Source organism: Kibdelosporangium philippinense, assembly GCF_021390435.2.
Taxonomy (GTDB): Bacteria; Actinomycetota; Actinomycetes; order Mycobacteriales; family Pseudonocardiaceae; genus Kibdelosporangium; species Kibdelosporangium philippinense.
In genome coordinates, this window is sequence record NZ_JAJVCN010000003.1 from 768,112 (window position 1) to 794,186 (window position 26,075).

The window sequence follows — 26,075 nt, forward strand, 5'->3', positions numbered from 1 at the left end:
AATGCGTGGTGCCTGGCTGCGAGCACTTCCGCGGCCACACCGGGGACCTGTGTTCCAGTCACCTGCGTCAGTGGAAGCAAGCACGCGAAGCCGGTCTCGGCAAGGCAGCGTTTCTCCTCAACGCAGAGCAGCTGAGACCAGCGGACCCGACCGGCCAACAGATCTGCCGTATCTGCCCGCAACGCCCTGCGAGCGACATCGGTCGCAGCTTGTGCCGCCGCCACAAGTACAGCTGGCTCTACCGCATGAAAACGCACGGCGCAGACGCGGACTTCGACCGCTGGCTGTCCGACCAGCACCCGTATCCCGGATGCGGCCAGTGCCAGGTCACGGTCTGCGGTGACCTCGCGAAATCACCGCTGGGACTGTGCGCCGGACACGAGTCGCGTTACCGGTCGGCGGAGTGCCCCGGCAACGCCCAATTGACGGGACGGGCCGGAAACCAGTTCTCCGACCCGGATGAGCACAGCGTGGTCACCTATGCCGACCAGCGGCAGTTCCGACTGTGGTGTTCGCAGGTCGACCCCATCCCGCGGGCCAATCAGTTCAACCTACGAGGCCTGCGTCCTCTGTTGCGCGCCGAGTTCCAATGGGGCTTGTTCGCCCACACCCAGGGCCAACATTCCCACTGGGGTCCGGGATGGCTACAGAACTTGGTGAACTTCTGCCGGCGCCGCGATCTGAACTCGTTGACAGAGCTGGATCTCACCGAATGCACGCCGTTCAGCCGGCTCATCGCACGGGAGATCCTCAACGGACTACGGCTGGTCTACTTCGGCCCGGAGGACACCCGCGACGCGGGGTTCATCGAGACCGACCACTTCGGAGTGCGCTTTCCTAAATGCGGCAGCTACTTTGATCTGACGATGGTGTCGCAGCGTTGGCTGCGCAACATGCTGTGGGATCACCTGGCTGCATCAATGCGGTCCCCGAACTGCCCTCGCTCCGCCGGGGTGTTCGCCAACCTGCGCCGGGCCTGCGCCGAACTGAGCGCGTTCCTCCGACTTGAGGCCCCTGAAGGCGGCGAGGACCCCACACAACTCAGCGAAGAGCACATGCTGCGCTTCGTCACCGATCAGCGCCACCGGGCCAGCCATGGCTTGGCATCGCTGAGCATGAAGAAGGCGGACGGCACGCCCTTCGCGACCACTCCAGCGTCCCGCCGGTTGATCTTCAACCACGTTCGGCGGCTGCTGCGTGACGCGATGGACTCCGGTGAATCCGACCGGATCGGCCTCGACCGAGGCTTCATCATCGCCGCGCCCTCCGGCGGCGCGGCCGTGCACCGGACCCGAGCCCCGTTCTCCGACGAGGTTGCCCGTGCACTCGCCGACGAAACGAACCTGCAACAACTCGCCGACTCCTACGACCCGCAGGACCAAGGAATCCGCGACATCTGGGAGACGATCATCGTGACCGGCCGCCGGGCCAACGAAGCGATCGGGCTGCGTTGGGACTGCCTCGGCCGCCACGGCGATCTGCCCATGCTCTGGCATGACCAGACGAAGGTCGGCAACTACGACCAAGCCATCCGAATCCCGGAACACCTCTATCACCGACTACGGCAGCGTCAGCGCAAGACGCTCGACCACTTCGTCGCCCGACATGGCCGCCCACCCACAGACAAAGAACGCCAGGCTATGGCCCTGTTCCCGACCAGATCACGCAACCCCAACGGACAGAAATCCCTGTCCTACACCTGGTTCCGGCTCGGCTTCAAACAATGGATCGCCGAACTGAACCTCGGCACCTGCGTACCGCATCAAGCCCGACACACGCTCGCCACCACCCTGCTCCGCCACGGCGCCAGCCTGACCCACATCCGCCGATACCTCGGTCAGGTATCCGACCGCATGGCTGAGCACTACACCCACGTTGCTGTCTCTGAGATCGAAGACGTGCTCCATCACGTGTGGGTCGCCGGCCCCGCCGCACCCAACCCGGGCGAGTTGCTCTCTGGCAACACCAGTGCGATGGACCGCGAGCAGGCGCTGGCCCTGGCCATCGACCTCAGCCGCCGCAGCACCCCAGCCGAAGGAGGATTCTGCACCTTCCAACCGGTCGTCAATGGCGATGCTTGTCCCTGGAACCTGGACTGCCACAATTGCGACAAGTTCGTCCTCTCCGGCGCCGACCTCCTCTACTGGCGGCGCAAACGCGAGCAGTGGCGCTCTATCGCCGAACGCGCGCCCGACGATGCCACCGCCGACTACCTCCACCAGGTCTTCGAGCCGACCAACCGCGCCATCGACGGTCTGGAGAAAGCATTGGCAGGCCTAAAGGTTGTCCCGTAATGATCAAGAACTGTGTTGGGACGAGAGGTTTTCAGCGGCGGTCGTTCAGAACGTCATCGCGAGGTTGCGCATGAGTGCAACTGCGCTGGCGGCGTAGTAGACCGCGCGTCCTTTACGGCGGCAGTTGCGCAGCACGTTCCAGGACTTCATGTGCGCCAGGGTGTGCTCGATGCGGGCGCGGACACGTTTGTGGACGGTGTTGAGGTCGTGTTTCCACTGCGGCAGTTCGGTGCCGTCACGGGGTCTGCGGTAGGGCATGATCACACTCGGGTTGCCCTGGTAGCCGCCATCGGCCATCACCTGCGCGCCTTCACAAGACCGGTCGACCCCGGATTCGGTGAAGGCCCGACAGTCGTTGCGGTTACCCGGCAACGGGTCGCCGACCGCGACCGCGAGCCGGGTGTTGGCGTCGATCACGACCTGCATGTTCGCCGAGTACCGGTAGTTCTTGCTGGAGGCCGACACGCTGCGGTCGTGCACCGGGACCAGGGTGCCGTCCACGATCAGCACGGTGTCCGGGCTGTGCTTGCGCCGCACCGGGGCCAGGATCAGGTGCGGCGCCAGGTGATCCACCACCCGCCCGGCGGCCGACTTCGAGATCCCGAACAACGGCGCGACCTGCCGCAACGTCAGATTCGTCCGGTAGTAGACCGCGATCAGCAACACCCGATCCTCCAGCGACAAGCCCCACCGGCGACCAACGCCAACCTGCTCACCACCACGCCGGCGCACCACATCCACCAGCTTGCCGAACTGCCGCACCGACAACCCCGTGAACACCGGCACCAACTCCGGCCGACCCACCCCAAGCACCTGCACCAGACCATGATCCACTACCGGACCAACCGACCATTACGGGACAGCCTTTAGGCTTGCTCGACGAAGCCCTCGCGCTGGATCTGCGCCGACCGCAGGACTACTTCCATCGCATCTGGAGCCTGTCCTTCCGAGCCACGGAGCTCGCCGAGACCGCCGTCCCGAGTAAAACCGACGACGTCACGGAGCCTCAACTGTGACCAGCCCTCGCCTATCCCGCACAGCAGCGGCGACCGCTGCCCGCCGGGACAAGACAACGCATGCGCAGGGAGAAGACAACCATCACGTTCGCCGGTGTCGCACGACGAGCCGATGTCTCCCGGACCTTCCTCTACGAAAACCCTGCTGCGCGGGCGGTAGTCAGCACGAATATGACGGCCGCGGCAGCTGACCGCCTGGCTGCTGACGCTCAGCAACAGGCCGACATCGAGGCATCCTGGCGAGAACGGGCACTCAACGCCGAGGCCATGTTGAAGACGGCTCACGAGGAAATCATGAAGCAGCGCAACCACATCGGTGAACTCATGGGACAGATCCGCGACCTGGAGACAGAGTGGACAGACGACACGATGCAACGCATCACCACCGACAACACCTCGCTTAAACAAAAAGTGCGAGAACTGAGCCAGGGAAACCAGTCGCTTGACGACCGCCTCAAAGCAGCACGCAGCAACGTGCGCTTCCAAGACCGACGAATCGCCGAACTCGAACTACAACTGCTCGACCCAACCACCCGGAATTGACACATGAAACACAACCCGCAGGCGCTCAGCTGTCCGGATTGTCCTTCCCGTGTGACGGAAGCAAGAGTCAAACGGGCATTCAGGCGAGGAGTTCGAGGGCATCTTGCTTGTTTGTCGACCGTCGTGGTTGTTTACTGGTCGGTGTAGCCGATTGAGGTGGTTTTATGTCGTCCTAGCTTGAACGGTAGCTTCAGCGGGCCTTCGACGAATTTCGGTGGAGTCGTTGAGAGGTGATCGATGTGCACGCGGGATGGCTGAGGTCGAGGTGACCGTCACTGCGCCGCGCGAGGTGGTGTCGGTGACTGTTGGTCAGCACGGTCTGGTGCGGGATGGGCAGTTCCCGTCGATGGCGTATCGCCGGTTGACCCTGTCGGAACTCGCGGCTGTCGTGCTGGACACCATGACCAAGGAGCAGGCGGAGTCGCGGGACAGGATGGCCGAGTTGATGAAGCCGGTGACGCCGCCGGGTTTCGATCTGAAGAGCATGATGGACGGTACGGCTGATGTGGAACGGTCCGGGCGGTGTTGAGGGCGGGACCTGTATCTACGGCGACGACGGCAAGAAGTTCGCCGCTGATTTCGCCAAGTCCGGAGGTGAGATGGAAGACATGCACGGTGGTTGGGCCAAGGACTATCGGGTCACCGCGGGCAAGGTCAAGGCGATGGCCGACACTCTCGAGAACAACGAGAACAACAACGTCCGCTTGGCGGCCACACTCACGTCACCGTTCGGCGATACTTCCGGCGGTGGCGGAGGTGACAATCCGCCCATGACGCGCAGGAGTGGTTCGTACGAGCCGATTCCGGCCGAGTCTGCGACGCATCGCGTGCTGATGCCGTCCGCCGGCACCGAGCCGGTTCCGGTCGAGTCTGCGACGCGCCGGGCGCTGTTGTCGGACGCGGGTACTAACCCTGAGTATTCATGGCGATCTTGATTCGGGCGCCGTGTCGGAACAGGGAAAAGTGCTCCTGAGCTGGGAAGATGAGGTTGCTAATGCCTGTTCTTACCCATGAAGCTCTGGAGCACTTTCGACGTGGATGTTACTGGGTGGTCGCGGGATCTGGCGGTAGAAGTCGGTGGGCGTGGCGTGGTCAGTCATGCCGGGACCGCGGCGGTGCGGTTGCTGGCCGACCGCACCGGGTTGACGGAAGGCTTGTCGCGGGCGATGGCGCGGCGTGGGTTCATGCCGGTGCATGACCGTGGCCGGGTGTTCGCCGACACCGCGGTGTTGATCGCTGACGGCGGGCGGGTCCTGTCGGATCTGGCTGTCCTGCGCGATCAGGCCGAACTGTTCGGGCCGGTCGCCTCAGATCCGACGTTGTGGCGCACGTTGGACGCGGTCGGTCAGGTGCAGCGCAACAAGATCGCCCGTGTGCGTGCCCGGATCCGCGAGCATGTGTGGTCGTTGATCGAGCGACGGCACGGCCGGATTCCGCCGTCGCGGGTGGCCGACCGTGATCTGGGCACGACCGTGGTGGTCCGGTTGGATGGTTCGCTGGTGATCGCGCACTCGGACAAACAACTCGCCGCGGGAACCTACAAGGGCAGCTTCGGTCATCATCCGCTGCTGGCCATGTGTGACAACACCGGCGAATCGCTGGCCCTGTTGCTGCGCACAGGAAGCGCCGGATCCAACACGACAGCTGATCACCTCGAGGTCCTCGACGCCGCGATCGCCCAGATCCCGGCGAAACATCGAAGGAACCTTCTAGTCACCGTGGACGGCGCGGGCGCCTCCCACGGTCTCATCAAGTACATCACCGCGCTGAACGCCAAGCCAGGCAGGCAGGCGCACTACAGCGTCGGCTGGGAACTCGGTGCGCGGGAACGAGCCGCGATCGGCCGTGTCCCCGCGAAGGCATGGCAGGCAGTGCTCGATCACCACGGCGATCCTCGGCCGCTGGACAAAGCCGGCGTGGTGGAACTGACCGCGCTACTACGTCACCACCCCGACGGGGACCAACTGGAGAACTGGCCGGCCGATCTGCGGATCATCTGTCGTCGTGAGAAACCCCACCCCGGCGCACAGTTGTCCCTGTTCGAAGAAGCCGACGGCTGGCGCTACCAACTGGTGGCCACCAACACCCCGGGCAGCGGTTCGGGCGCCACCGTCCAGTTCCTGGAAGCCCGTCACCGCCCGCACGCCCGAGTCGAGGACCACGTCCGCTGCGGCAAGCAAACCGGCCTCGGTCACCTGCCCTCCACCAAGATCGAGATCAACCGGGCCTGGTGTCTGGCCGCCACCATCGCCATCGACCTGCTCGCCTGGCTGCGCCTGCTCTGCCTTGAGGGCACCCTCGCCAAAGCCGAACCCAAAACCCTGCGCTACCGGCTACTGCACACCGCCGCCCGCATCGTCCGCGGCCAACGCAAACGCAAGATCAAAATCCCGGAAACCTGGCCCTGGGCCGACCCTCTCGCCGCCTGCCTCCGGGCAGCGCTGGCCCTGCCACCACCAACTCGATGACCCCTGTCCCTGCCCCTCGACCTGAAAGGCCCGCCCCCCAACCCGGCGCCCAGCCAACACCGGCGGCCGGGCTCGAACCCTGACCATCACCACACAGCAACCAACTCAAGATCAACATCCGAACCGGCACAGGCGGACACGTCACCCACGTGAATGATCAAGGCTAAGGCGGTTCTGGTGACAAAAGCCGCGGCATTGGAGCCGTATTTGAGCACTACGGAATTGAAGCGAGCGAGTCCGCAGGTAGAGCCTCGCGAGAAATACTCCGTCGAGTAAGACGCGGAGGCAGTGTGCGGCGTGGGTTTCCTGCATTCCGCGGCCGGAGTGCCATCTGTGCGGTGATTGAGACCAGCTGCTATGTCTGAGCCGTCAGGCGACCAGAGCCATCTGATTCCGGATGGCTGGCAGGGCCTACCGATCCTCATCGCCGGTGGGCCGCTGCCGCCTGGGCAGATCGAGTTGATGCGTGAGCAGGCTGTGGCGTATCGGGCTTACGCGCAGCGGGTTCTGACCGCGGGTGACGGCTTGCGACGTCTGGTGGACGGGGTTGGGGACAGTGTCAGTCCCGAGGTGGCGGAGAAGTTCCGTGTGCATATGGCGGAGCTCAATGATGGCCGGGGGCAGGCGCTCGCGGATATCGCGAATTTGCAGGCGTGGAAGCTCGACGAGCAGGCCACCAATATCGACTCTGGCCGGTACGGGATTTATGTCCAGGTGGTCTGGACGGTGTCGGAGCTGGCGTATATCGCGGCGTCCATCTTTCTGTGGGCGACGTGGCCGTTTGTGTTCGCGCTCGGGCAGTTGATGGTGCGGCTGGTGCGGATGGGCATCAGCTACAAGACGGCGGCGATTATTGCGGCGAGGATCGCGTGGGAGGGCGTTAAGAGGGGCGCTGACAACGTCGCGGTTACCGCGATGACTCAGGGTTTCGATGACTTTGTGAAGGTGGCGTCCAAGGGGCTGGGTGATATTCCGACGTCTGGGTTCGCCGTGCCGAAACTGATCAAGCAGATTCCGCCGGACAATTGGTGGTATACCGGTCGCCGGTTCGTCGACGAGGCGGCGGAGGAAGCGGGCGAGGAATTCGCTCAGGGCGGTATCGCCGACAACTTGGCCAAACCGGGCAAAGTGGACCTGAGGAACTGGGCGACCGGGGCGGGTATCGGCGCTGTCGGTGGTGGGGCTGGCTCGGCCGCGGGTAGTGCTGGCCGTAAAACGGGTCTGAAAGGGACTCACAACAAGAACCTGGCGAACGGGATGCAGTCCGGGTGGGCGGGTGAGATCGCGGCCGGTGGTGCGGGGATGGCCGTCGGTGGTTCGCCGTTGGATATCGGTTTCGGTGTCGTGAACAGCACGTTCACCGACCCGGTGATGCATGAGGTGGAGACGAAGGCCCGCGAGGCCATCCACGAACGGCAGAAACAGGCTGGTGTGCACGGCGGCGAGGTGCCGCCACCGCCCACACTGGCCAATCCGGACAGTCTGGTCGGCACGGCCGGCCCAGGCCCCACGGGACTGGTGGGTCCGGCTAGTGGTCCGCCGAATACCACTGGTGGCAGCAACAACCAGCCGCCGAGCGGTGGTGCGTCCGGTAGGGGCGGCAACGGTCCGGTAGGCCTGGATGGCCAACCGGTCACGCCGCCACCGGCACCAGGCACGGGCACGGGCACGGTGGCGCCGTCGCCCGGCACCGCGCCGACGCATCAGCCACCGCTGTCCGGCGGTGGAAATGGCCCGGTAGGCCCGGATGGCAAGCCGATCACACCGCCGCCCCCGCCCGGCACGGGTCCGCTGGCGCCACCCGCCCCCGGCGGTAGACCGGTCGCGCCATCGGTGAACGGGCCATCTGTGTCCTCAGCCGGTTCCGGCGGTGTCGTGGGCGGACCGACCAGCGGGCCGACAAATCTGTTGAGTGGTGGCTCGCCAGGAACAGCAGGTAGTGCCGGTGGCCCGGGCGGGACGGGTGCGGTGAATGGCGGACCGGGTGCGCCAGTTAATGGCTCTGTGGTGAGCGGTGGCCCTGGTGGTTTGTCGTCGGGTGGTCCCAGTGGTGTGGTCGGTGGGCCGGTCAGCGGGCCGGTCACCCTGTCGAGTGGTGGACCCGGCGGCCCTGGTCGATCTAGTGGTGGCTCGGGTCCGGTTGGTCCTGCGGTGTCATCGGGTGGCCTGGGTGGGACGGTTGGCGCCGGTGAGCTGAGTGGTTCGTCGAGTGATCCCGGTGGGTCGCTGGGTGGGCCGAGCGCGGTCAACGGCGGGCCTGGTGTGTCGGGCGATGGTCCGGCGGCGAACGCGGGATCCAGTGCCGTGACGGGTGCGTCGGGCAGTGGACCTGCCGGTGTGCAATCCCCTGCGACAGCTGAACAAATCGGCCCCGTGGCGCAGGGTCCGGTGCCGACCGTGTCACATGGTCCGGTGGTACACAGTCCGGCGAGCCTGGGCACCACCGGGTCCGAGCCGGAAGGCCTGCCGGGGCTGGAAGGCCCGTCCGGGCAGCACGCTGTGCGGGTTCCGGCGGCCACGGACCACCTTGTGTCCGATGTGGACGATGGTGATGTCAGGACGCTCGTCGGCGACGTTGACGACCGCATCGCGACCCGGGTGGACGATGATGGCGACACCGCCACACTGGTCGACGTCGACATCTCCAGCGACAAGGACCAGCTGTCGGTCGAGGACAAGCAGTACGACCAGTCCGGTGTGACGGCCCAGCGGCCGCGGTCCAGTGCGCCCGCCACCCCACAGGCTGCGACAGCGAAAGTGGAATCGGCCTCGACGCCGAGGCCGGAGACAACCACCGGCCCAAGGTCGGTGACGGTCCCGGAAACCAGCACGTTGGTGAACGCCGCGAGCCAGAACCCTGGCACGAAACTGGAAAGCGGCATCGCGCCGAAGACGGAGACGCCCGGCATGGTCGACGCCAGGCCGACATCCGACGGCACACCCCACCCGCAGACCACGGCACCGAACATCGAGAACTCGCCAAAGACCCAGACCGGGACTGAGCCTGAGACCGCGGTACAGGTTCCGTCAGTCACCAAGCTCGACGCCACTGCGAAGTCTGACACCGCGGCGACGCCGGTTACCGCCGCGAAGGTGGATACCGCTTCGAAAGCCGATCCTGGCACCCACGTCGAGACCGCGCCGACGCCCGACACCACTCCCGCGACGACCAGTCTCAGCACAGCCGGACCCACAGTCGACATCACGTCGGAGCCTGCCAGCGGCACCATCAACGTCGTTGCCGCAGCGGCGCGGGTGGATCCGGTCAGGGAGGAGCTCATCCGCACGGCTGAGCGGGTGTTCGGCAAGCGGCGCGAAGAGGACGTGGACGAGCTGCTGCGTCAGGCTGACGAGCTCATGCTTCGCGCCGGGTTCAGGCCCCCGCCGCATTTCCTGACCGGCCTCGATCCAGAGCAGGCGGCGCGGCTTGACGAGCGGAATCAGATTCGGCTGCAGGTCGCCTACCGGTTGTATCAGCTGCAACAGGACCGCGACTCCATCCTCAGTCCCGCGCAGGAGCTGGCCAACCAGTTCCGCCGGGAGTCCGAACTGCCGCGCCCGATCTTCGCGGCAGGCGCGGGCAGGAAACAGCCACCGGACCCGGCAACGTCAGAAGGGGAGCCTGGGCCAAGTTCACGCGGCGGCGAGACGCGGGAGAATACGTTGTCCACGAACATCCGCGACAACAACGTGGATCTTGAGCGGCCGGGACTCCTTCCGCCGGCGCGCCCGAACCGGGCGGCTCATGTGGGCGTGAGCGCTGACGGAACGTCGCGATGGTTCTCGGCGGATCAGGTGTGGCGTAAGGAGATCATGACGCCACAGAACGGTCTTGCTGGCGTGACCTTCGTGAAGGACGAGTCACCTGCCCTGACGAATTTCCTGACGGCGGTAGACACGGTTGACGCACCGGTGATCGACGTGCACGGTCAGGGGGCGTCCGTGCAGCTGACTGTCGGCGAGCGGGATGTGCTTTCGGTCGATCCGGAGGTCTTCGCGCGCCTGCTGACGGATCTCGACCTTGTACATGACGGTCGGGCGATCTTGTTCTCCTGCGACGCGGGTGTTACGGGTGGTGTCGCCGACAGGGGCGTGTCCGAGGCCGGTACCCGGTTTCCGAACTTCGCGTTGACTGCTCCACAAGGACACCTGCAGTTCGGTTTCGTGCGCAATAAGGTGACAGGCGTTGTTCGTACGACGGCCTTGGTCAATGCGGATGGGAATGGAACATGGGTGACTGTCGGGGTGACCGGTCGTCGCGAAGTGTCGCCGCCTATTGAGGCGCTGCGCGGTCCTGAGTGGACGATCGTGCCAGGAAACTGGCACGAAAGAGTGCAGCCCGCTGTACCTCAGCTGGCTGGAAAAACCCATGTCGGCACGACAGGTACGGGCAGAACAAGTACAAACCATCGCTTCACCGTCGGTGACATATGGATGCGCGCACTGACGCACCAGGGACGTACCGTGGGCGTATCCTTCATCAGAAACTACGACCAGGACGAGTCCATCGAAGGGGTTTTGCGCAGCGGCGGGAATCCCGCTGAAACGCTGTTGAGCCGGTATGAATGGGAAGATCAGTACTTGAAGATCGCGCCTCGCTGGCGGACGACAACTTTGCAGGTCCCCTCGCCATGGCAGGCCGACGGTGGATTGAACACCACGTTTTTCGTTGAGGTCCACGGCGAGGACCGGGATGTTTTGATCCACACTACGACCGGTCAGGAACTGGATGTGACCGGCAAGGTGCTGGCACGTCTGGTGCTGGGGTCGCAGATCTACGCCGAAGCCGGCGGACCAGGCAAGGTGTCGACCACTCTCCTGGTCTGTACGTCAGCGAGGAGAAGCACCCGTGGTGGTGTTGGCTACGACTATTGGAGCGAGCTGCGCGCATACATTCCTAACCAGCTAGTGCATTCGCCGACTGCGATCATCTCTGTGATGGCGACTGGAGCTTCCCAGTATTTCCCCGGCTCCACACCCTACGCGCTGTTCATCTCGCAAGGCGGCCATTGGAATACTTATGGCAGCGACGCTGTCCGTTACGGGATTGCGGACATCCTGCAGCAGTTGCCGGATTGGCCTTCGAAGTACGACAGGGTGCGCCAGCATTATTCTTCGTCGACAGGTCTGTTCTCTGCGGTCGATCGCGTACATCGTGCGTTGACTGCCATGTGGCCGGGGCTGCAACAAGAGACTCTGGATTTCACGGCGGCGTGGCCGGTGGTCTCGTCCTCCACCGAGGATCGTCAGATGGTCTGGCTAGCGCTGATCCAGAAGCTTGCCGCCGAACGACCCGAAGTCCGGCGGGTTGTGGACACTGCGGTGAATCCTGCAGGTGTGCGGGTCCGGGTGCCCTTGCCAGAGGAGGTCTGGACCTTCCTCGAGGTCGCCCAACCTGACCCACAGGCGCCGGATGACACCCTTGTCCGATGGGCGAATTGAGATTCGTCGATCATTGAGCCGCCGCGTGACTACGTAGCAGATGACCAGATCAGGTTCCGGCAGGTGCTCGCCCCCGACGGATCCGTCACAGGTCGTAGTTTTGTCCAGGATGGACATTTCACTCTGGACGAGTGGATCGCAGGGGGACTGGGAACAAGTCGGCGGTGATTGCCACCGACGACAGCGTTCGTGGATTCGCACGGTTGCCCTGGTCAGGGCCGGTTTTCTATGTAGACGCCTATGGTAGTGCTGGCCGGGTGCAGGTGGAAACCTCGGGTGGTACGGCTTCGCTCGCTGGTCCGGTACCGGCTGAGTTGTTACTGCGGTCCAACGAATTCGGGACAGCCCTTGCTGACCGTCGTGACATCGTGCTGATCGCGTGTGAAGCAGGCCGAGAGTTCACAGCCGGTTTTTCGGCAACGGTCAGCATGTGGCATTCAGCCAGCGTAGTCCACGCCGTCACGGGAAATTTCCGATTCGCTGACGTGGATGGCCCGATGCGGTCGGCGATCCGTGATGATCGTTGAACGTGGCGGCCCTGCGGTCCTGAGGGGTTCTTGACCGTTTCGGTTCAGCCGGCCCATCTGATGGTTTTGCCGTTGCGCGATCGGCAGGGACGTGTCGTCGGCGTGTCCTCGGGTGGCGTCAATGCTTGGCCTGGCAACTCGAGCAGCGGCCCAGCGGTGCCCTAAGGCGAACCGTCACACCATCGTGGCGAACATGTAAGCTTCGAATCAGCGCAGGTCACGGGCGTCGCATGGGCCACCATGGTTGGTAAAACCAAGGTCATGTCACAGTTCCGAATGCTGGTCGACAGTGCCGAGTTCGCAGTCGCCACGCAGCTCGGTCCGACCATCTGGGACTGTAATTTCAACGGTGTAACTCCTGAGGTGTAGGAGACACCAGTGACTGATGTGACATCGAATGGAGCGGCCGATCGGCTCGCCGACGAGGTTGTGGACGAGCAGTTGGTTCGGGAGTTGACAGAGCGGGCCAGGGCGCAGGGCCTGCAGCTGACCGGTGAGGGTGGGTTGCTGGGCCGGTTGACCAAGATGGTGGTCGAGTCCGCGCTGGAGGGCGAGATGGACGACCACCTCGGCTACAGCAAGCACGACCCGGCCGGCCGCGACGGCGGGAACTCCCGCAACGGCAAGCGCGGCAAGACGGTGCTGACCGAGGCCGGGCCGGTGGAGATCGCCGTGCCGCGGGATCGGGACGGCAGCTTCGAGCCGAAGATCGTGGCCAAGCGGCAGCGGCGGCTGACCGGGGGTGGACGATCTGGTGATCTCATTGTCCGCCAAGGGCTTGACGCATGGGGAGATCTCTGCGCACCTGGCCGAGATCTACGGCGCGGAGGTGTCCAAGCAGACCATCTCCACGATCACCGACCGGGTCACCGACGGCATGACCGAGTGGCAGAACCGGCCGCTGGACGCGGTGTATCCGGTGGTGTTCATCGACTGCATCAACGTCAAGATCCGCGAGGGCAACGTGGCCAACCGGCCCATCTACCTCGCGCTGGCGGTGACCGCCGAGGGGACCCGGGACATCCTCGGGCTGTGGGCCGGCGAGCACGGCGACGGCGAGGGCGCCAAGTACTGGCTGCGGGTGCTCTCGGAACTCAAGAACCGCGGCGTGGCCGACGTATTGATGCTCGTGTGCGACGGCCTGAAGGGCCTGCCCGACGCGGTCGCCCAGGTGTGGCCGCAGACCATTGTCGTGCAGACCTGCATCGTGCACCTGCTGCGCAACAGCTTCCGCTATGCCTCCAAAAAGGACGGGGCCCAGATCGCGAAGGACCTCAAGCCGGTCTACACCGCGCCGTCCGAGCAGGCCGCGCTGGATCGGTTCACCGAGTTCAGCGAGAAATGGGAGAAGAAATACCCGGCGATCACCCGGCTGTGGACCAACGCCTGGGGCCGAATTCGTGCCGTTCCTGCAGTTTGACACCGAGATCCGCACAATCATCTGCACCACCAACGCGATCGAGAGCATCAACGCCCGCATCCGCCGCGCGGTCAACGCCCGCGGGCACTTCCCCACCGAGCAGGCCGCGCTCAAGTGCGTCTACCTCGCGATCATGAGCCTCGATCCGACCGGCACGGGCCGCAAACGCTGGTCCAATCGCTGGAAGAAAGCTTTGAACGCCTTCGAGATCACCTTCGACGGACGCCTGTCCGCCGGACGCAAGTAACCCCAACAAGATCAAGTTACACCGTTATCTTGACGGACCCGACCATATATATCATCTCGTGGCGGGCGCCGCGCCGGGACCGGGATTGGGAGCTGGTCCTGTCAGGCGCCGATCTTGACAATGACGCGCACGACTTCGGCAATGTCCAGCTCGACATAGATGCATTCGAAGGTCCGACGGGGAACTGGCACGGTAGCGCTCTAGACCGCGCTGGCATGGTGTACAAGCGTGCGTGCAGGTGGGATTTCCCGCCAGGTGAATCGGGCGTGTGGCTGCTGATGCTGGCACCGGTGTCAGCGAGCGGCGGAGAGGATGGCCCGTGGTTCTACAGCGGTCGTCTCGCCGGGTTCGTGGTTGTGTACGACCGCGACAAGGACGGCGCCTATGAGTCGGTAGGCCACATCTGGACGGCGACGGCGTGGCAGCGGCGCGGGATCGCACGGCGCTTGCTGGCTGAGGCCAGGTCACGGTTTCCCGTCACCAGTGTCGAAGGACCGTACACCGAAGCAGGCGCCGCCTTTCTGAGCGCCTGTCCAGCCCCGGAGACCCCTCCCCAAAGCTGATCACCGGAATCCGTTACGGGGGACCACTGCAGGCGCCGTCGCAGAGTCTGCGTGGCGAGCCTGAGGGGCATCAACGCCATGGTGTGAGGCCTTCAATCTTAGCCAGCTTGGTCGACGGCCGCTGGTCTCGTTTCGCTGGTATAGGCAGGACCGTGAAGGGAGCAAGTAACGTCGGCTTCTCGGTCTGGTTCCTGGTCGTGATCACCGCGCCACATCTCAAGCCTTCCGCGGTGACGAGAGTTGGCCAGGGGCACAGTCGGCCGGATCCGGTTGATCGACGCGCGGGGAGGCATTGTGGGAATCCGGGAGCAGGCAAAGTATTCGTCGACCCCGCTGGCACAATTCCTAGATGATCGCCTGCCCCATCGAGACGCGATCGTCGAATCATGGACCCAAACCCTGCTGACGGCCCCAGACGACAGCCCACGACTGGACCGAGAGCACGACAGCGTGGGTTGGGCACTGGAACTTCGCTTGGGCCTCGACCTGGCCAACGCTCCAGCCCGACGACAAGAGCTGTCTTACCTGCCTATCGACCGTTGCACTCAACTGCTGACCGCAGCCGGATTCCAGCACACCCCAGTGGGTACGTTGCCCGCCAGCGGAACGAGTGACCCGATACTGCTGCACTGGTCACGTACCCACCACCCTGTCTGTCTCGACGACGCTCAACGTGCCGCGTTGACCACCTGCCTGGACCTTGCCTCCTTCCGCCAACCCATGCACCGATGGGGTGAAACCAAGACCGTGGACGCGCGACGAGCGTTCTTCGCCGCAATAGTCGGTGAGGACGACTACGGCCACGACACCCATCTGCTGGACGCCTTCGCCCACTACTGGACGGTTTACTTCACATGCGGCCGTCCCCGCCTGGCAGCGCTCGGCGACCGAGTGATCATCGCCCCGGAACTTGGCAATGGATTCGGTATCGCCGACCTCGTCATCGGCAACACCTTGGTCGACGTCAAACTGGTCGCCCAGCCCACCACGACCGCCGTGCACACCTGGCTACGACAACTCCTCGGCTACGTCCTGCTGGACCACCACAACGCCCTCCACATCAACGCAATCGCAATATACAGCGGCCACAACGCCCAACTAAAGATCTTTCGGTAATAGGGTGAGTCGTTGCGGGTGATTCGCCTTGCCTGGTAGGACAATCGTGGTGTGCCAGAACCGTCACGATCGGCCGGCCAGCGTCGGAAAGGCCGTAGCGGCAAGAAAGTAGCTGCCCGCCGTGATTTTGAGGCGTTGCGAGAACGTCGGATGCGGGCAGCGGAGATGTTCGACCGCGGCAAGCGGCAGGTCGATGTGGTGGTGGAGTTGGGAGTCTCGGCGCAGACCGCCTCACGGTGGCACCGGGCGTGGTCGGCCGGCGGACGGCAGGCATTGGCCGGGGCTGGTCGTGCCGGGCGGCTGCCCAAGCTGACCGACGAGCAGGTGGCCGAGGTGGCCGGCGCGCTGGCGCAGGGGCCGAAGGCGAACGGATTCCCGACCGACATGTGGACACTGGCACGGGTGGCCAAGGTCATCGAGAAGGTCACCGGGGTGCGGTACTCGCAAACCCAGACCTGGACGATCCTGCGCGAGCGGCTGGGCTGGAGCAGGCAGCGTCCCGCCCGCCGCGCCACCGAACGCGACCAGGAGGCCATCGACAGGTGGGTGAAAAAGGAGTGGCCACGCATAAAAAAAGCGCCCGGCGCCGAAGGGCCTGGATCTGCTTCCAGGACGAGTCCGGATTCTCCCTGCTGCCCGTAGTACGGGCCACCTGGGCGCCACGCGGTCAGACCCCGGTGCTGACCCACCGGTTCTCCTGGAAACGCCTGTCGATGTCCGGCGCGCTGGCCTACCGGCCCGACCGCAGCGAGGCCGTGTTCGTGTTCGGCATCAAAGAAGGCGCCTACAACACCGCCTCGCTGATCGAGTTCCTCACCGCTCTGCTCGATCACCTTGACCGCCAGAAAGTCACCCTGATCTGGGACGGCCTGCCCGCCCACCGTTCCGCGGCCATGAAGGAATGGCTGGCCACCCAACGACACTGGCTGCGCGTGGAACCGTTGCCCGGCTACGCCCCCGACCTCAACCCGATGGAAATGGTGTGGGGCAACGTCAAAGCCACCGAGCTGGCCAACTTGTGCCCGGACACCATCGACGAGGCCCACACCGCCACCCAGGCCGGCCTGGAACGCGTCGGCAGCAGCTACCAACTGTGCTTCAACTTCCTCGACCACACCGGCCTTTCCCTATGACACAATTCACTCAAATACCGAAAGATCTTTAATACGACAGCAGCACAGTGTTATGTCTGTTGATATTTGCGGTGTTGTCGCTGGTAGTGGCTGTGGCGGGCGCGGGTCTGGTGGCGTCGGCGCCAGGTAGACCAGTGCTGGATGTGTGCTCGGGGGTGTACTGGACGGGTGAGGGTGGCCCAGAGTCGTCGGATTTCGTTGCAGGATAACGGGATCAGCCGATCAGGATCGGTTCTGGCGCCCCCTTTTCCGGTGTCCTATAGCGTGGTGGTGGGGTGCGGATGCGTTCAGTATGGGCGGTCACGGCCAGGAACGCCGCGGCGAGCATGGCCAGGGTGATGTGCCGGTACCACGCGATGTACTTGCGGACTTGATAATGGTCCAGCCCGGTCTCGTTCTTGGCGAACTGGAAGGTTTCCTCCACCGCCCAACGGGATCCGGCCACGCGCACCAGTTCCGCGAGTGGCACCGGACCGGCGGTGTGGCAGACGTAGTAGGCCAGATCGGTCGGATCGCTGATCGAGCGACGCACCAGCAGCTGATGCCGCTCGCCGGGACCGGGATCGATCAGCAGCCAGTCATACAAGCGGTGGCCCTTGCTGCCCCGCCCGGCCGAGAGCCGCTGCCAGCCCCGCGCCGGTGCCCGGCCGGCCAGCACGTCCGCGCGCGCCGGCCCGGTCGGCGTGGTCACCTGGTAATCGCAGGACACCGCCAGCACGTAGTTCACCGCCTGCTCGGCCAGCCAGTCGCGCAGGGCCGGGTTGTCGCCGTAGAGCTCGTCCGCGGTGAACCAGCCCACCGTGACCCCGGCCTCCAGCAGCCGGGCGAGCATCCGGCGGGCCAGCTCGGGTTTGGTCGCGAACTCGACCTCGTCGCCGATCCCGGCCTCGCGACAGCGATCCCGGTCGGCACACCAGGACTTCTGCGGCAGGTAGAGCTCCCGGTCGATCAACGCCCGGCCATGCCGGGAGACATAGGTCAGAAACACGCCGACCTGACAGTTGTCGATCTTGCCCGAGGTGCCGGTGTACTGGCGTTGCACACCCGCGGATTTGGTGCCCTTCTTGATGAATCCGGTCTCGTCGCCGACGAACACCCCACTCGGGTCATCCAGATGCGCCAGCACGTAGCCACGCACATCGTCGCGCACCGCCTCGGCGTCCCAGCGGTAGAAGTTCAGCAGCCGCTGCATGCCGTCCGGGCTGCTGTCCCCGGCGAGCTCCGCCAACGACCAGGAGTTCTTGCGCTCCACACCAGACAGCAGCCCGAGTAGGTACTTCTGAGCACGGGCACGCGAATCGGCCTGCGCGAACCGGCCAGCTACCAGCGCGAACATGTCGTCAAACCCGGCCTGCCAGCGGGCGAAACCCTCGTCTACTACAGTCTCTGACGCGGCCACCGCGTCTTCCTCGAGTCCAATCACACCTCGAAGTTGATCACGCGGTGGCCGCACCCATGATCACGACCCCGCACCAAGATCACACTGTGCTGCTGTCGTATTAAGCACGGTTCTGTGAGGGGCCAGGGGTGAGATTCCCCTGGCCTACTCGGCGATCTCGAAGAAGACGCGGTGGCCGCGTCAGAGACTGTAGTTGATGATCGCCTGGCCCGGTGGCAGGCCGGGTTTGATGACATGTTCGCGCTGGTCGCGGGCCGTTTCGCGCAGGCCGACTCGCGGCGACGGGCCCGGATGTACCTGCTTGGGCTGCTCTCGGGTGCCGAGCGGAAAAACTCCTGGACGCTGGCCGAGCAGGCTGGCGACCTGACTCCCGATGGCATGCAGCGGCTGCTGAACTTCTACCGCTGGGACGCCGAGGCGGTCCGTGATGATCTGCGTGGGTACGTGCTGGAGCACCTGGGTGACCCGAGCGGTATCGCGGTGGCGGACGAGACTGGTTTCCTGAAGAAGGGAACCAAATCCGCCGGGGTTCAACGCCAGTATTCCGGCACTGCCGGGCGGATCGAGAACTGCCAGCTCGGCGTGTTTCTGACCTATACCTCGAGCAAGGGTCGGGCATTGATCGACCGCGAGCTCTACCTGCCGGCGTCGTGGACGGGTGACCGGGAACGCTGTCAGGAAGCCGGAATCGGCGCCGAGGTCGAGTTCGCGACCAAACCCATGCTGGCCCAGAACATGCTCGAGCGCCTGCTGAACACAGGTGTCGAGGTGGGCTGGTTCACCGCCGACGAGGCCTACGGCGACAACCCTGGACTGCGGGCATGGCTGGAAGAGGTCAACCTCAACTACGTCATGGCCGTCTCCTGTGACCAGCACTTCATCACCCCGAAAGAGTCTGTGCGGGCCGACGAACTGGTCCGCAGCGCGCCCCGCAAGGGCTGGCAGCGCCTGTCGGCCGGGCTGGGCAGCAAGGGCCACCGCCTGTATGACTGGCTACTGGTGGACCCCGGAGCAGATGAGCACCTGTTGCTGGTTCGCCGTTCGATCAGCAAGCCCACCGAGCTGGCCTACTACATCTGCCACACCCATCACCCGGTGCCGCTGGCCGAACTCGTCCGCGTCGCCGGATCCCGTTGGGGTGTCGAGGAAACCTTCCAGTTCGCCAAGAACGAGACCGGGCTCGATCATTACCAAGTTCGTAAGTACCACGCCTGGTATCGGCATATCACCCTGTCCATGCTCGCGGCCGCGTTCCTCGCTGTCACCGCCTACGCTGAACGGTTACGCGACGAAAAAGGGGCACCAGAGCCGACACGGCGTGCCTGATTCCACTGTCCTGCAACGAAATCAGGCGTCTGTGGGCCGCGTTGACCCACCCTGCGCACGCTGAGGCGCACATCGCACACTGGTCAGACTGGCGACGACGACGCCAAACCCAAGCCCGTCACAGCCACTACCAGCGACAACGCATCAAACATCCCAGACTGCCGTTGCCGTACTAAAGATCTTTCGGTATTTGAGTGAATTGTGTCATAGGGAAAGGCCGGTGTGGTCGAGGAAGTTGAAGCACAGTTGGTAGCTGCTGCCGACGCGTTCCAGGCCGGCCTGGGTGGCGGTGTGGGCCTCGTCGATGGTGTCCGGGCACAAGTTGGCCAGCTCGGTGGCTTTGACGTTGCCCCACACCATTTCCATCGGGTTGAGGTCGGGGGCGTAGCCGGGCAACGGTTCCACGCGCAGCCAGTGTCGTTGGGTGGCCAGCCATTCCTTCATGGCCGCGGAACGGTGGGCGGGCAGGCCGTCCCAGATCAGGGTGACTTTCTGGCGGTCAAGGTGATCGAGCAGAGCGGTGAGGAACTCGATCAGCGAGGCGGTGTTGTAGGCGCCTTCTTTGATGCCGAACACGAACACGGCCTCGCTGCGGTCGGGCCGGTAGGCCAGCGCGCCGGACATCGACAGGCGTTTCCAGGAGAACCGGTGGGTCAGCACCGGGGTCTGACCGCGTGGCGCCCAGGTGGCCCGTACTACGGGCAGCAGGGAGAATCCGGACTCGTCCTGGAAGCAGATCCAGGCCCTTCGGCGCCGGGCGCTTTTTTTATGCGTGGCCACTCCTTTTTCACCCACCTGTCGATGGCCTCCTGGTCGCGTTCGGTGGCGCGGCGGGCGGGACGCTGCCTGCTCCAGCCCAGCCGCTCGCGCAGGATCGTCCAGGTCTGGGTTTGCGAGTACCGCACCCCGGTGACCTTCTCGATGACCTTGGCCACCCGTGCCAGTGTCCACATGTCGGTCGGGAATCCGTTCGCCTTCGGCCCCTGCGCCAGCGCGCCGGCCACCTCGGCCACCTGCTCGTCGGTCAGCTTGGGCAGCCGCCCGGCACGACCAGCCCCGGCCAATGCCTGCCGTCCGCCGGCCGACCACGCCCGGTGCCACCGTGAGGCGGTCTGCGCCGAGACTCCCAACTCCACCACCACATCGACCTGCCGCTTGCCGCGGTCGAACATCTCCGCTGCCCGCATCCGACGTTCTCGCAACGCCTCAAAATCACGGCGGGCAGCTACTTTCTTGCCGCTACGGCCTTTCCGACGCTGGCCGGCCGATCGTGACGGTTCTGGCACACCACGATTGTCCTACCAGGCAAGGCGAATCACCCGCAACGACTCACCCTATTACCGAAAGATCTTTAACCACGATTTCCCGCCGGGTCGGCGCCGCTGGCCATTTCGTCCATCTTGAGCGCACGCGCCGCGGCGAAGCGGACGCGATCGGGCAGCACCGCGGATGTTGACGTCGACCTGGCGGTCGGTCACGGCAGCTGGCTCGTCGGCGAAGAAACCGGTCGGCATGAACGCCACCGAGCTTGGGCGCGTTGCGCCGCCCAGGTCGCCAGCGAGTCGCCGATTCCATGGCAGAAGATCACGGTCATTCGGGCGTCTGACGGTCCGTCCGCTTCGGCGTAAAGCCTGGTCCCGTCGTTGGTGACCAAGTACATGCGTCCAGGTTCATCCGCGCGGGCTGGCGCCGCCATGACCGATACGCGCGGGATGGTCACGGACCACGAGCGGCGCGGTCATGGCTCGGCGGCGCGCTCGGGAGCAGGCTGGACGGAACGAAGTTGAGGGGAGCGCGAATGCCCGGCTGGATGCGTGACGACCACAAGGCCTTGGCGGAGTTGGCGTACGAGTTCTTCGCCAAGGAATGCGCGCCGAATGAGCAGCGGTGGGGCCATCAGCAGCACGTAGACCGCGAGGTCTGGAACAAGGCGGGCGAGCTGGGCCTGTTGTGCGCCTCCATCCCCGAGGAATACGGCGGGGGCGGCGGCGATTTCGGGCATGAGGCCGCGATCGTGGAGGCGCAGATCCGGGCGCTCGCACCGAGTTTCGGCGGGCCGGTGCACTCGGGGATCATCGCTCACTACATCAACGCATACGGCACGCACGAGCAGAAGCTGAAGTGGCTGCCGAAGATGGCCACCGGCGAGGTGGTCGCGGCGATCGCGATGACCGAACCGGGCACCGGGTCAGACCTCCAGGGCATCAGGACCACCGCGATCAAGGACGGCGACGAGTACGTCCTCAACGGGTCGAAGACCTTCATCACCAACGGTTTCCTCTGCGATCTCGTTGTCGTCGCTGCTAGGGTCTGTTTCGAAAGTCATGGGAGCCACTCGTTGATCGCTGCGATGGTGACCGTGGTTTCGTAGCGAACGGCGAGCTTGTCGTATCTGGTGGCGACGGCTCGGTTTCGTTTGAGACGGTTGATCCCGCACTCGACAGCGTGCCGTTGCTTGTAGATCTCCTTGTCGAATGCGGGTGGTCGTCCTCCGTGTGAGCCCTTGTTCTTGCGGTTGCGGACCTGGTCGGCCTTGTCCGGGATGGTGCAGCGGATACCGCGCCTGCGCAGGTAGGCGCGGTTGGCGCGGGACCCGTAGGCTTTGTCGCCGAGCACCCGATTCGGGCGGCAGCGCGGCCGACCGCGATCCCGCCGGGGTACCCGGATACGGTCGAGCACCACCTGAAACTGGGGCGAGTCACCTCGCTGGCCAGCGGTGATCACGATTGATAAGGGCTTTTGTCCCTGCTCGACCGCCAGGTGAGTCTTGGTCGTCAACCCGCCTCGGGAGCGCCCCAGCCCGTGATCGGCCGGTTCGACCTCGACCCCGCCCGGAGACTCCTTCTGGAGATCCCCTTTTGACGCGCACCAGCCGCGTGCTGGTGCGCACGAGCCACCGTGGAGTCCACGCTGACATCCCAGGTGATCAGGCCCGCAGCGTCCGCGTCCGCCTGCAACGCGACCAGAATCCTCTTCCACGTGCCATCCCGTTGCCACCGCCGGAACAAGCCATACACCGTCTCCCACGGGCCGTAACGCTCCGGCAGATCCCGCCACGGCACACCGGTTCGAACCCGAAACCGGATCCCGTCAATAAGCTTCCGCTTCGCATGCTTCGGCGGCCTGCCAGGCTTCTTGCCCCTGGGCAGCAAGGGTTCCAGCTTCGCCCACTGCTCGTTGGTCAGATCACCACGCCCCACGAATCAAGATCATCTCAAACCTTGATCAACTTGTGAAACAGGCCCTAAGACCGACCCGGCTGAAGGTGCTGCCGGTGTGTCGCTGATCGTGGTCGAGCACGGCATTACCAAGGGCCGCAACCTGGAGAAGGTCGGGCAGCACGGCCTGGACACGTGCGAGCTGTTCTTCGACAACGTGCGTGTACCGGCCGCGAACCTGCTCGGCGAAGAGGGCCAAGGCTTCCGTTACCTGACGGAACAGCTGCCGCAGGAACGGCTCATCATCGCGGTTCCCGCGGCTGCGTCCATGGCGAAGGCCGTCGAGTTGACCATCGAGTACGCCAAGGGACGGCACGCGTTCGGCAAACCCATCCTCGCGTTCCAGAACACGCGGTTCGAACTGGCGGAATGCTCGACCTTGGTGACGGTCGCGCGTACGTACCTCGACGACTGCATCGCCAAGCACCTTGCGGGCGAGCTGGATGTGGTCGGGGCGGCCAAGGCCAAGTGGTGGTTGACCGAGCAGCAGAACATCGTGGCTGACCGGTGCCTGCAGCTGTTCGGTGGTTACGGCTACATGGTCGAGTATCCGATCGCCCGGATCTGGACCGATTCCCGGATCCAGAAGATCTACGGCGGTACCAACGAGATCATGAAGGAGATCATCGGCCGCATGCTGTGAGCCGAGCACGCCATGGGACCTCTCGCTGGAACTCGCGTTGTCGAGCTCGCAAGCCTCGCGCCTGGCGCGTTCGGCGCCATGATCCTCGCTGATCTGGGCGCCGATGTGTTGCGAGTGGACCGCAAGAGCCGCAACCGCGGCCTCGATCTGCCGACCGGGGTGCTCGACCGCGGCCGTAGCACGATTTCTCTGGACCTCAAGGATTCCACGGACCTCGCGACACTGCACCGGATCATCGAATCGGCTGACGTGTTCGTGGAGGGGTTTCGGCCTGGGGTCGCCGAACGGCTCGGCCTCGGGCCTGACGATCTTCTGGAACGCAATCCCAGGTTGGTTTATACCCGGATGACTGGTTGGGGCCAGCAGGGATCGTTGGCGCCGCGGGCTGGGCATGACATCAATTACCTTGCGGTGGCAGGGGTTCTTGAGCCGATCGGGCCCAAGGGGCATCGGCCGGTTCCGCCGCTCAACTTGGTCGCGGACCTCGGTGGCGGCGGGATGTTGATGGCGCTTGGGGTGCTTGCGGCCTTGTTGGAACGGCAGTCCTCTGGTCAGGGCCAGGTTGTCGACGCGGCCATGGTGGACGGTTCGTCGCTGTTGATGACGTTCATTCACGGCATGCGGGATGTCGGGCTGTGGTCGAACGGGCGCGGCGAGAACATGTTCGACTCTGGCGCGCCTTTCTATGACACGTATGAATGTGCTGACGGCCGGTTTGTCGCGGTCGGGGCGGTGGAAACCGAGTTCTACGACCAGCTTGTGGCCACATTGGGCTGGGATTCCCCGCCACCGCAGTACGATTTCTCTCGGTGGCCGGAACTCCGGGATCGGCTCGCGGGTACGTTCAAACAACGCACCCGGGATGAATGGGCCTCGATCTTCGCGGATGTCGATGCGTGTGTTGCTCCTGTTCTCACGCCTGTCGAAGCCCCGGAACACCCGCACAACGCTGCCCGTGCGGCGTTCGTCCAGGTTGGCGACAGCAGGCAGCCCGCTCCTGCGCCACGGTTCAGCCGAACACCGGCCGATCCGCCGCAGCCGCTGAACACGTTGGACGCCAAGGAAATGCTCGACAGTTGGACGGTGGAATTGCCGTGACCATGTGCGAGGTCTTCCAGAAAACTGTTGCCTTGTATCCGGACGTCGTTGCCCTACGTACTCTGGACGACAGTGTTCGGATCACCTGGCGAGAATACGGGTCGCGGGTTCGCCAGATCGCCGGCAAGCTGCATGCCTCAGGTGTCAGGAAAGGCGACACGGTTGCCCTGATGATGACCAACCGGCCGGAGTTCCATCTGGTCGACACGGCCGTGTTCCACCTTGGGGCGATTCCGTTCTCGATTTACAACACCAGTTCCGCCGGGCAGATCGCGTATCTCTTCGCCAACGCGGAGAACCGGATCGTGGTGTGCGAGAAGCAGTTCGAGCCGCTGGTCAGTTCGGCGCGGACCGTGCTGGGCATCGAGGATCTCGCCGGGGGCAGCGAGGAATTCGACTTCGAGTCGGTGTGGCGCGCGGTGTCACCAGATGACGTGCTGACGCTCATCTACACGTCAGGCACGACTGGCCCGCCCAAAGGCGTTGAGATCACGCACCGGAACATCAAGTTCAGCATGGATGCCGCGTTGAGTTTGGCGCACTTCTCGGCCGCTGCTGTCGATGGGCGCGTGTTGTCTTATCTGCCCGATGCGCATATGGCCAACCGGTACTTCGCGCACTACTTGCCGATGTGCACGGGCGCCACTATCACGTGCGTAAGCGATCCGAAGACCTTGGCTGCGGCGCTTTCCGCGATCCGGCCGACGGTTTTCCTTGGGGTGCCGATGGTCTGGTACCGCATCAAGGCTGGGATCGAGAAGGCCGTCGCGGCTCAGTCTGGGCTCAACCGCCTGATCGGGGAATGGGCGTTGCGCACGGCTCATCAGCCTCACGGCTGGCAATACGCGCTGACCCGTCGCCTGGTGTTGGACAAACTTCCGGCGAAGGTCGGGTTGGACGCTTGTGCCGCGCCGATCAGCGGGGCTGCGCCGATTTCCGTTGATGTGCTGAAGTTCTTTGCCGCGATAGGTATTCCGGTCTGCGAAGGCTGGGCTATGTCAGAGTCTTCCGTGCACGGCACCGTGAATCAGCCTGACGCGCTGCGCCCCGGAACCGTCGGGCAGCCCATGCCGGGCGTCGAGGTGAAGCTCGCCGAGGACGGGGAATTGTTGTTGCGTAGCCCGGCGGTGATGAAGGGTTATCGCAAGGATCCGGTCAAGACCGCCGAGGCCGTCGACGCTGATGGATGGCTGCACACGGGCGATATCGGCACTATCTCCGACGATGGCTATGTGTCCATCGTGGACCGCAAGAAGGAACTGATCATCAACGCGGCGGGTAAGAACATGTCGCCTGCCAACATCGAGAACGCGGTCAAGGTGGCCAGTCCGCTGATCGGGTCTGTGGTCGCGATCGGTGACCGGCGGCCGTACATCGTCGCCCTGATCACGTTGGATCCCGAGGCTGGCGTGGCGCCTGACGATCCGGAAACCGTGAAAATCGTGGCAAAAGCGGTGCAGGAGGCCAACAAGACGCTGTCGCGGGTTGAGCAGATCAAGAAGTTCCGCATCCTGCCGGTGTACTGGCTGCCCGGCGGCCCCGAGCTGACACCAACCATGAAGCTCAGGCGCAAGCCGATCGCCGAGCGCTACGCCAACGAAATCGCAGGTCTCTACTCGTGA

General features: G+C 64.5%; 19 protein-coding genes and 4 pseudogenes. 17 read left to right on the forward strand and 6 right to left on the reverse strand.

Annotation, left to right across the window (positions count from 1 at the left end; all coding sequences use genetic code 11):
* Nucleotides 1-8 precede the first annotated feature (8 nt).
* Entirely contained in the window at nucleotides 9-2,294 is a 2,286-nt protein-coding gene (locus LWC34_RS35535; protein WP_233729634.1) for a tyrosine-type recombinase/integrase, read from the forward strand.
* Between the two features lie 45 nt (nucleotides 2,295-2,339).
* Here LWC34_RS35535 and LWC34_RS35540 read toward each other — a convergent pair whose 3' ends face one another.
* Nucleotides 2,340-3,113 carry a transposase gene (locus LWC34_RS35540; RefSeq protein ID WP_233729635.1) on the reverse strand — a complete coding sequence of 258 codons (774 nt, stop codon included), beginning with the start codon at nucleotides 3,111-3,113 and terminating at the stop codon, nucleotides 2,340-2,342.
* A gap of 53 nt (nucleotides 3,114-3,166) precedes the next feature.
* On the opposite strand from LWC34_RS35540, the gene LWC34_RS35545 reads away from it, so the two are divergent.
* The 11 genes and pseudogenes from LWC34_RS35545 to LWC34_RS35595 all read left to right on the forward strand — a co-directional run bounded on the left by LWC34_RS35545 (nucleotide 3,167) and on the right by LWC34_RS35595 (nucleotide 16,769).
* The gene (locus LWC34_RS35545) at nucleotides 3,167-3,310 is read left to right on the forward strand and encodes a hypothetical protein (RefSeq protein ID WP_233729636.1); all 144 of its coding nucleotides are present in this window, start codon (nucleotides 3,167-3,169) and stop codon (nucleotides 3,308-3,310) included.
* A 171-nt stretch (nucleotides 3,311-3,481) separates the two neighbouring features.
* Entirely contained in the window at nucleotides 3,482-3,853 is a 372-nt protein-coding gene (locus tag LWC34_RS35550; RefSeq protein WP_233729637.1) for a hypothetical protein, read from the forward strand.
* Between the two features lie 250 nt (nucleotides 3,854-4,103).
* Complete coding sequence (locus LWC34_RS35555; RefSeq protein ID WP_233729638.1) at nucleotides 4,104-4,382, forward strand: YbaB/EbfC family nucleoid-associated protein; 279 nt, start codon at nucleotides 4,104-4,106, stop codon at nucleotides 4,380-4,382.
* Nucleotides 4,357-4,788 (forward strand): hypothetical protein, encoded by a 432-nt coding sequence (locus LWC34_RS35560; protein ID WP_233729639.1) that lies wholly within the window; start codon nucleotides 4,357-4,359, stop codon nucleotides 4,786-4,788. The genes LWC34_RS35555 and LWC34_RS35560 overlap by 26 nt, the downstream gene beginning before the upstream one ends.
* Nucleotides 4,789-4,863: 75 nt before the next feature.
* On the forward strand, nucleotides 4,864-6,321 hold the full coding sequence (locus LWC34_RS35565) for an IS1380 family transposase (protein ID WP_233722402.1): 1,458 nt from the start codon (nucleotides 4,864-4,866) through the stop codon (nucleotides 6,319-6,321).
* A 357-nt stretch (nucleotides 6,322-6,678) separates the two neighbouring features.
* The gene (locus LWC34_RS35570; RefSeq protein WP_233729640.1) at nucleotides 6,679-11,763 is read left to right on the forward strand and encodes a mucin-associated surface protein; all 5,085 of its coding nucleotides are present in this window, start codon (nucleotides 6,679-6,681) and stop codon (nucleotides 11,761-11,763) included.
* 956 nt (nucleotides 11,764-12,719) lie between these two features.
* Nucleotides 12,720-13,957, forward strand: a pseudogene (locus LWC34_RS35575) (IS256 family transposase).
* Between the two features lie 29 nt (nucleotides 13,958-13,986).
* Complete coding sequence (locus LWC34_RS35580; RefSeq protein ID WP_233729641.1) at nucleotides 13,987-14,520, forward strand: GNAT family N-acetyltransferase; 534 nt, start codon at nucleotides 13,987-13,989, stop codon at nucleotides 14,518-14,520.
* Nucleotides 14,521-14,760: 240 nt separating this feature from the next.
* Nucleotides 14,761-15,636 carry a hypothetical protein gene (locus tag LWC34_RS35585; RefSeq protein ID WP_233729642.1) on the forward strand — a complete coding sequence of 292 codons (876 nt, stop codon included), beginning with the start codon at nucleotides 14,761-14,763 and terminating at the stop codon, nucleotides 15,634-15,636.
* A gap of 150 nt (nucleotides 15,637-15,786) precedes the next feature.
* A pseudogene (locus LWC34_RS35590) lies at nucleotides 15,787-16,179 on the forward strand (winged helix-turn-helix domain-containing protein); the annotation flags it as partial.
* Nucleotides 16,119-16,769, forward strand: a complete 651-nt coding sequence (locus tag LWC34_RS35595) for an IS630 family transposase (protein WP_235729343.1) — start codon at nucleotides 16,119-16,121, stop codon at nucleotides 16,767-16,769. The pseudogene LWC34_RS35590 and the gene LWC34_RS35595, both read left to right, overlap by 61 nt.
* A gap of 214 nt (nucleotides 16,770-16,983) precedes the next feature.
* Here LWC34_RS35595 and LWC34_RS35600 read toward each other — a convergent pair whose 3' ends face one another.
* Nucleotides 16,984-18,105: an IS701 family transposase gene (locus LWC34_RS35600; protein ID WP_233726403.1), complete on the reverse strand. Its 1,122-nt coding sequence runs from the start codon at nucleotides 18,103-18,105 to the stop codon at nucleotides 16,984-16,986.
* Between the two features lie 297 nt (nucleotides 18,106-18,402).
* Here LWC34_RS35600 and LWC34_RS35605 point away from each other — a divergent pair, with 297 nt between their 5' ends.
* Entirely contained in the window at nucleotides 18,403-19,494 is a 1,092-nt protein-coding gene (locus tag LWC34_RS35605) for an IS701 family transposase (RefSeq protein WP_372496528.1), read from the forward strand.
* A gap of 204 nt (nucleotides 19,495-19,698) precedes the next feature.
* Here LWC34_RS35605 and LWC34_RS35610 read toward each other — a convergent pair whose 3' ends face one another.
* From LWC34_RS35610 to LWC34_RS35620, 3 genes and pseudogenes are all read right to left on the reverse strand, one after another.
* Nucleotides 19,699-20,376 (reverse strand): IS630 family transposase, encoded by a 678-nt coding sequence (locus tag LWC34_RS35610; protein ID WP_308200086.1) that lies wholly within the window; start codon nucleotides 20,374-20,376, stop codon nucleotides 19,699-19,701.
* Nucleotides 20,289-20,681 (reverse strand): annotated as a pseudogene (locus LWC34_RS35615) (winged helix-turn-helix domain-containing protein); the annotation flags it as partial. The pseudogene LWC34_RS35615 and the gene LWC34_RS35610, both read right to left, overlap by 88 nt.
* Before the next feature lie 287 nt (nucleotides 20,682-20,968).
* Nucleotides 20,969-21,154 (reverse strand): hypothetical protein, encoded by a 186-nt coding sequence (locus LWC34_RS35620; protein ID WP_233729643.1) that lies wholly within the window; start codon nucleotides 21,152-21,154, stop codon nucleotides 20,969-20,971.
* Nucleotides 21,155-21,292: 138 nt separating this feature from the next.
* Here LWC34_RS35620 and LWC34_RS35625 point away from each other — a divergent pair, with 138 nt between their 5' ends.
* A complete protein-coding gene (locus LWC34_RS35625; RefSeq protein WP_372496691.1) occupies nucleotides 21,293-21,865 on the forward strand; it encodes an acyl-CoA dehydrogenase family protein in 573 nt (190 codons plus the stop codon).
* Here LWC34_RS35625 and LWC34_RS35630 read toward each other — a convergent pair.
* Nucleotides 21,817-22,694, reverse strand: a protein-coding gene (locus LWC34_RS35630; RefSeq protein ID WP_417448663.1) for an IS5 family transposase whose coding sequence is annotated in 2 segments (ribosomal slippage) — nucleotides 21,817-22,301 and nucleotides 22,301-22,694 — 879 coding nt in all. Because the reading frame shifts where the segments join, the coding sequence is not laid out codon by codon here. The two genes, LWC34_RS35625 and LWC34_RS35630, sit on opposite strands and share 49 nt — an antisense overlap.
* 46 nt (nucleotides 22,695-22,740) lie before the next feature.
* Here LWC34_RS35630 and LWC34_RS35635 point away from each other — a divergent pair.
* The 3 genes and pseudogenes from LWC34_RS35635 to LWC34_RS35645 all read left to right on the forward strand — a co-directional run.
* Nucleotides 22,741-23,355, forward strand: a pseudogene (locus tag LWC34_RS35635) (acyl-CoA dehydrogenase family protein); the annotation flags it as partial.
* 12 nt (nucleotides 23,356-23,367) lie between these two features.
* On the forward strand, nucleotides 23,368-24,453 hold the full coding sequence (locus LWC34_RS35640) for a CaiB/BaiF CoA transferase family protein (protein ID WP_233729644.1): 1,086 nt from the start codon (nucleotides 23,368-23,370) through the stop codon (nucleotides 24,451-24,453).
* Nucleotides 24,432-26,075 (forward strand): AMP-dependent synthetase/ligase, encoded by a 1,644-nt coding sequence (locus LWC34_RS35645; RefSeq protein WP_233729645.1) that lies wholly within the window; start codon nucleotides 24,432-24,434, stop codon nucleotides 26,073-26,075. Before LWC34_RS35640 ends, LWC34_RS35645 begins: the two co-directional genes overlap by 22 nt.

Coding starts and splice junctions, on each gene's coding strand:
- LWC34_RS35565 (WP_233722402.1), top strand. CDS start 4,864: ATGAAGCTCTGGAGCACTTTCGACGTGGATGTTACTGGGTGGTCGCGG.
- LWC34_RS35625 (WP_372496691.1), top strand. CDS start 21,293: ATGCCCGGCTGGATGCGTGACGACCACAAGGCCTTGGCGGAGTTGGCG.
- LWC34_RS35605 (WP_372496528.1), top strand. CDS start 18,403: ATGTTCGCGCTGGTCGCGGGCCGTTTCGCGCAGGCCGACTCGCGGCGA.
- LWC34_RS35555 (WP_233729638.1), top strand. CDS start 4,104: ATGGCTGAGGTCGAGGTGACCGTCACTGCGCCGCGCGAGGTGGTGTCG.
- LWC34_RS35640 (WP_233729644.1), top strand. CDS start 23,368: ATGGGACCTCTCGCTGGAACTCGCGTTGTCGAGCTCGCAAGCCTCGCG.
- LWC34_RS35550 (WP_233729637.1), top strand. CDS start 3,482: ATGACGGCCGCGGCAGCTGACCGCCTGGCTGCTGACGCTCAGCAACAG.
- LWC34_RS35570 (WP_233729640.1), top strand. CDS start 6,679: ATGTCTGAGCCGTCAGGCGACCAGAGCCATCTGATTCCGGATGGCTGG.
- LWC34_RS35560 (WP_233729639.1), top strand. CDS start 4,357: ATGTGGAACGGTCCGGGCGGTGTTGAGGGCGGGACCTGTATCTACGGC.
- LWC34_RS35620 (WP_233729643.1), bottom strand. CDS start 21,154: ATGTACTTGGTCACCAACGACGGGACCAGGCTTTACGCCGAAGCGGAC.
- LWC34_RS35600 (WP_233726403.1), bottom strand. CDS start 18,105: ATGTTCGCGCTGGTAGCTGGCCGGTTCGCGCAGGCCGATTCGCGTGCC.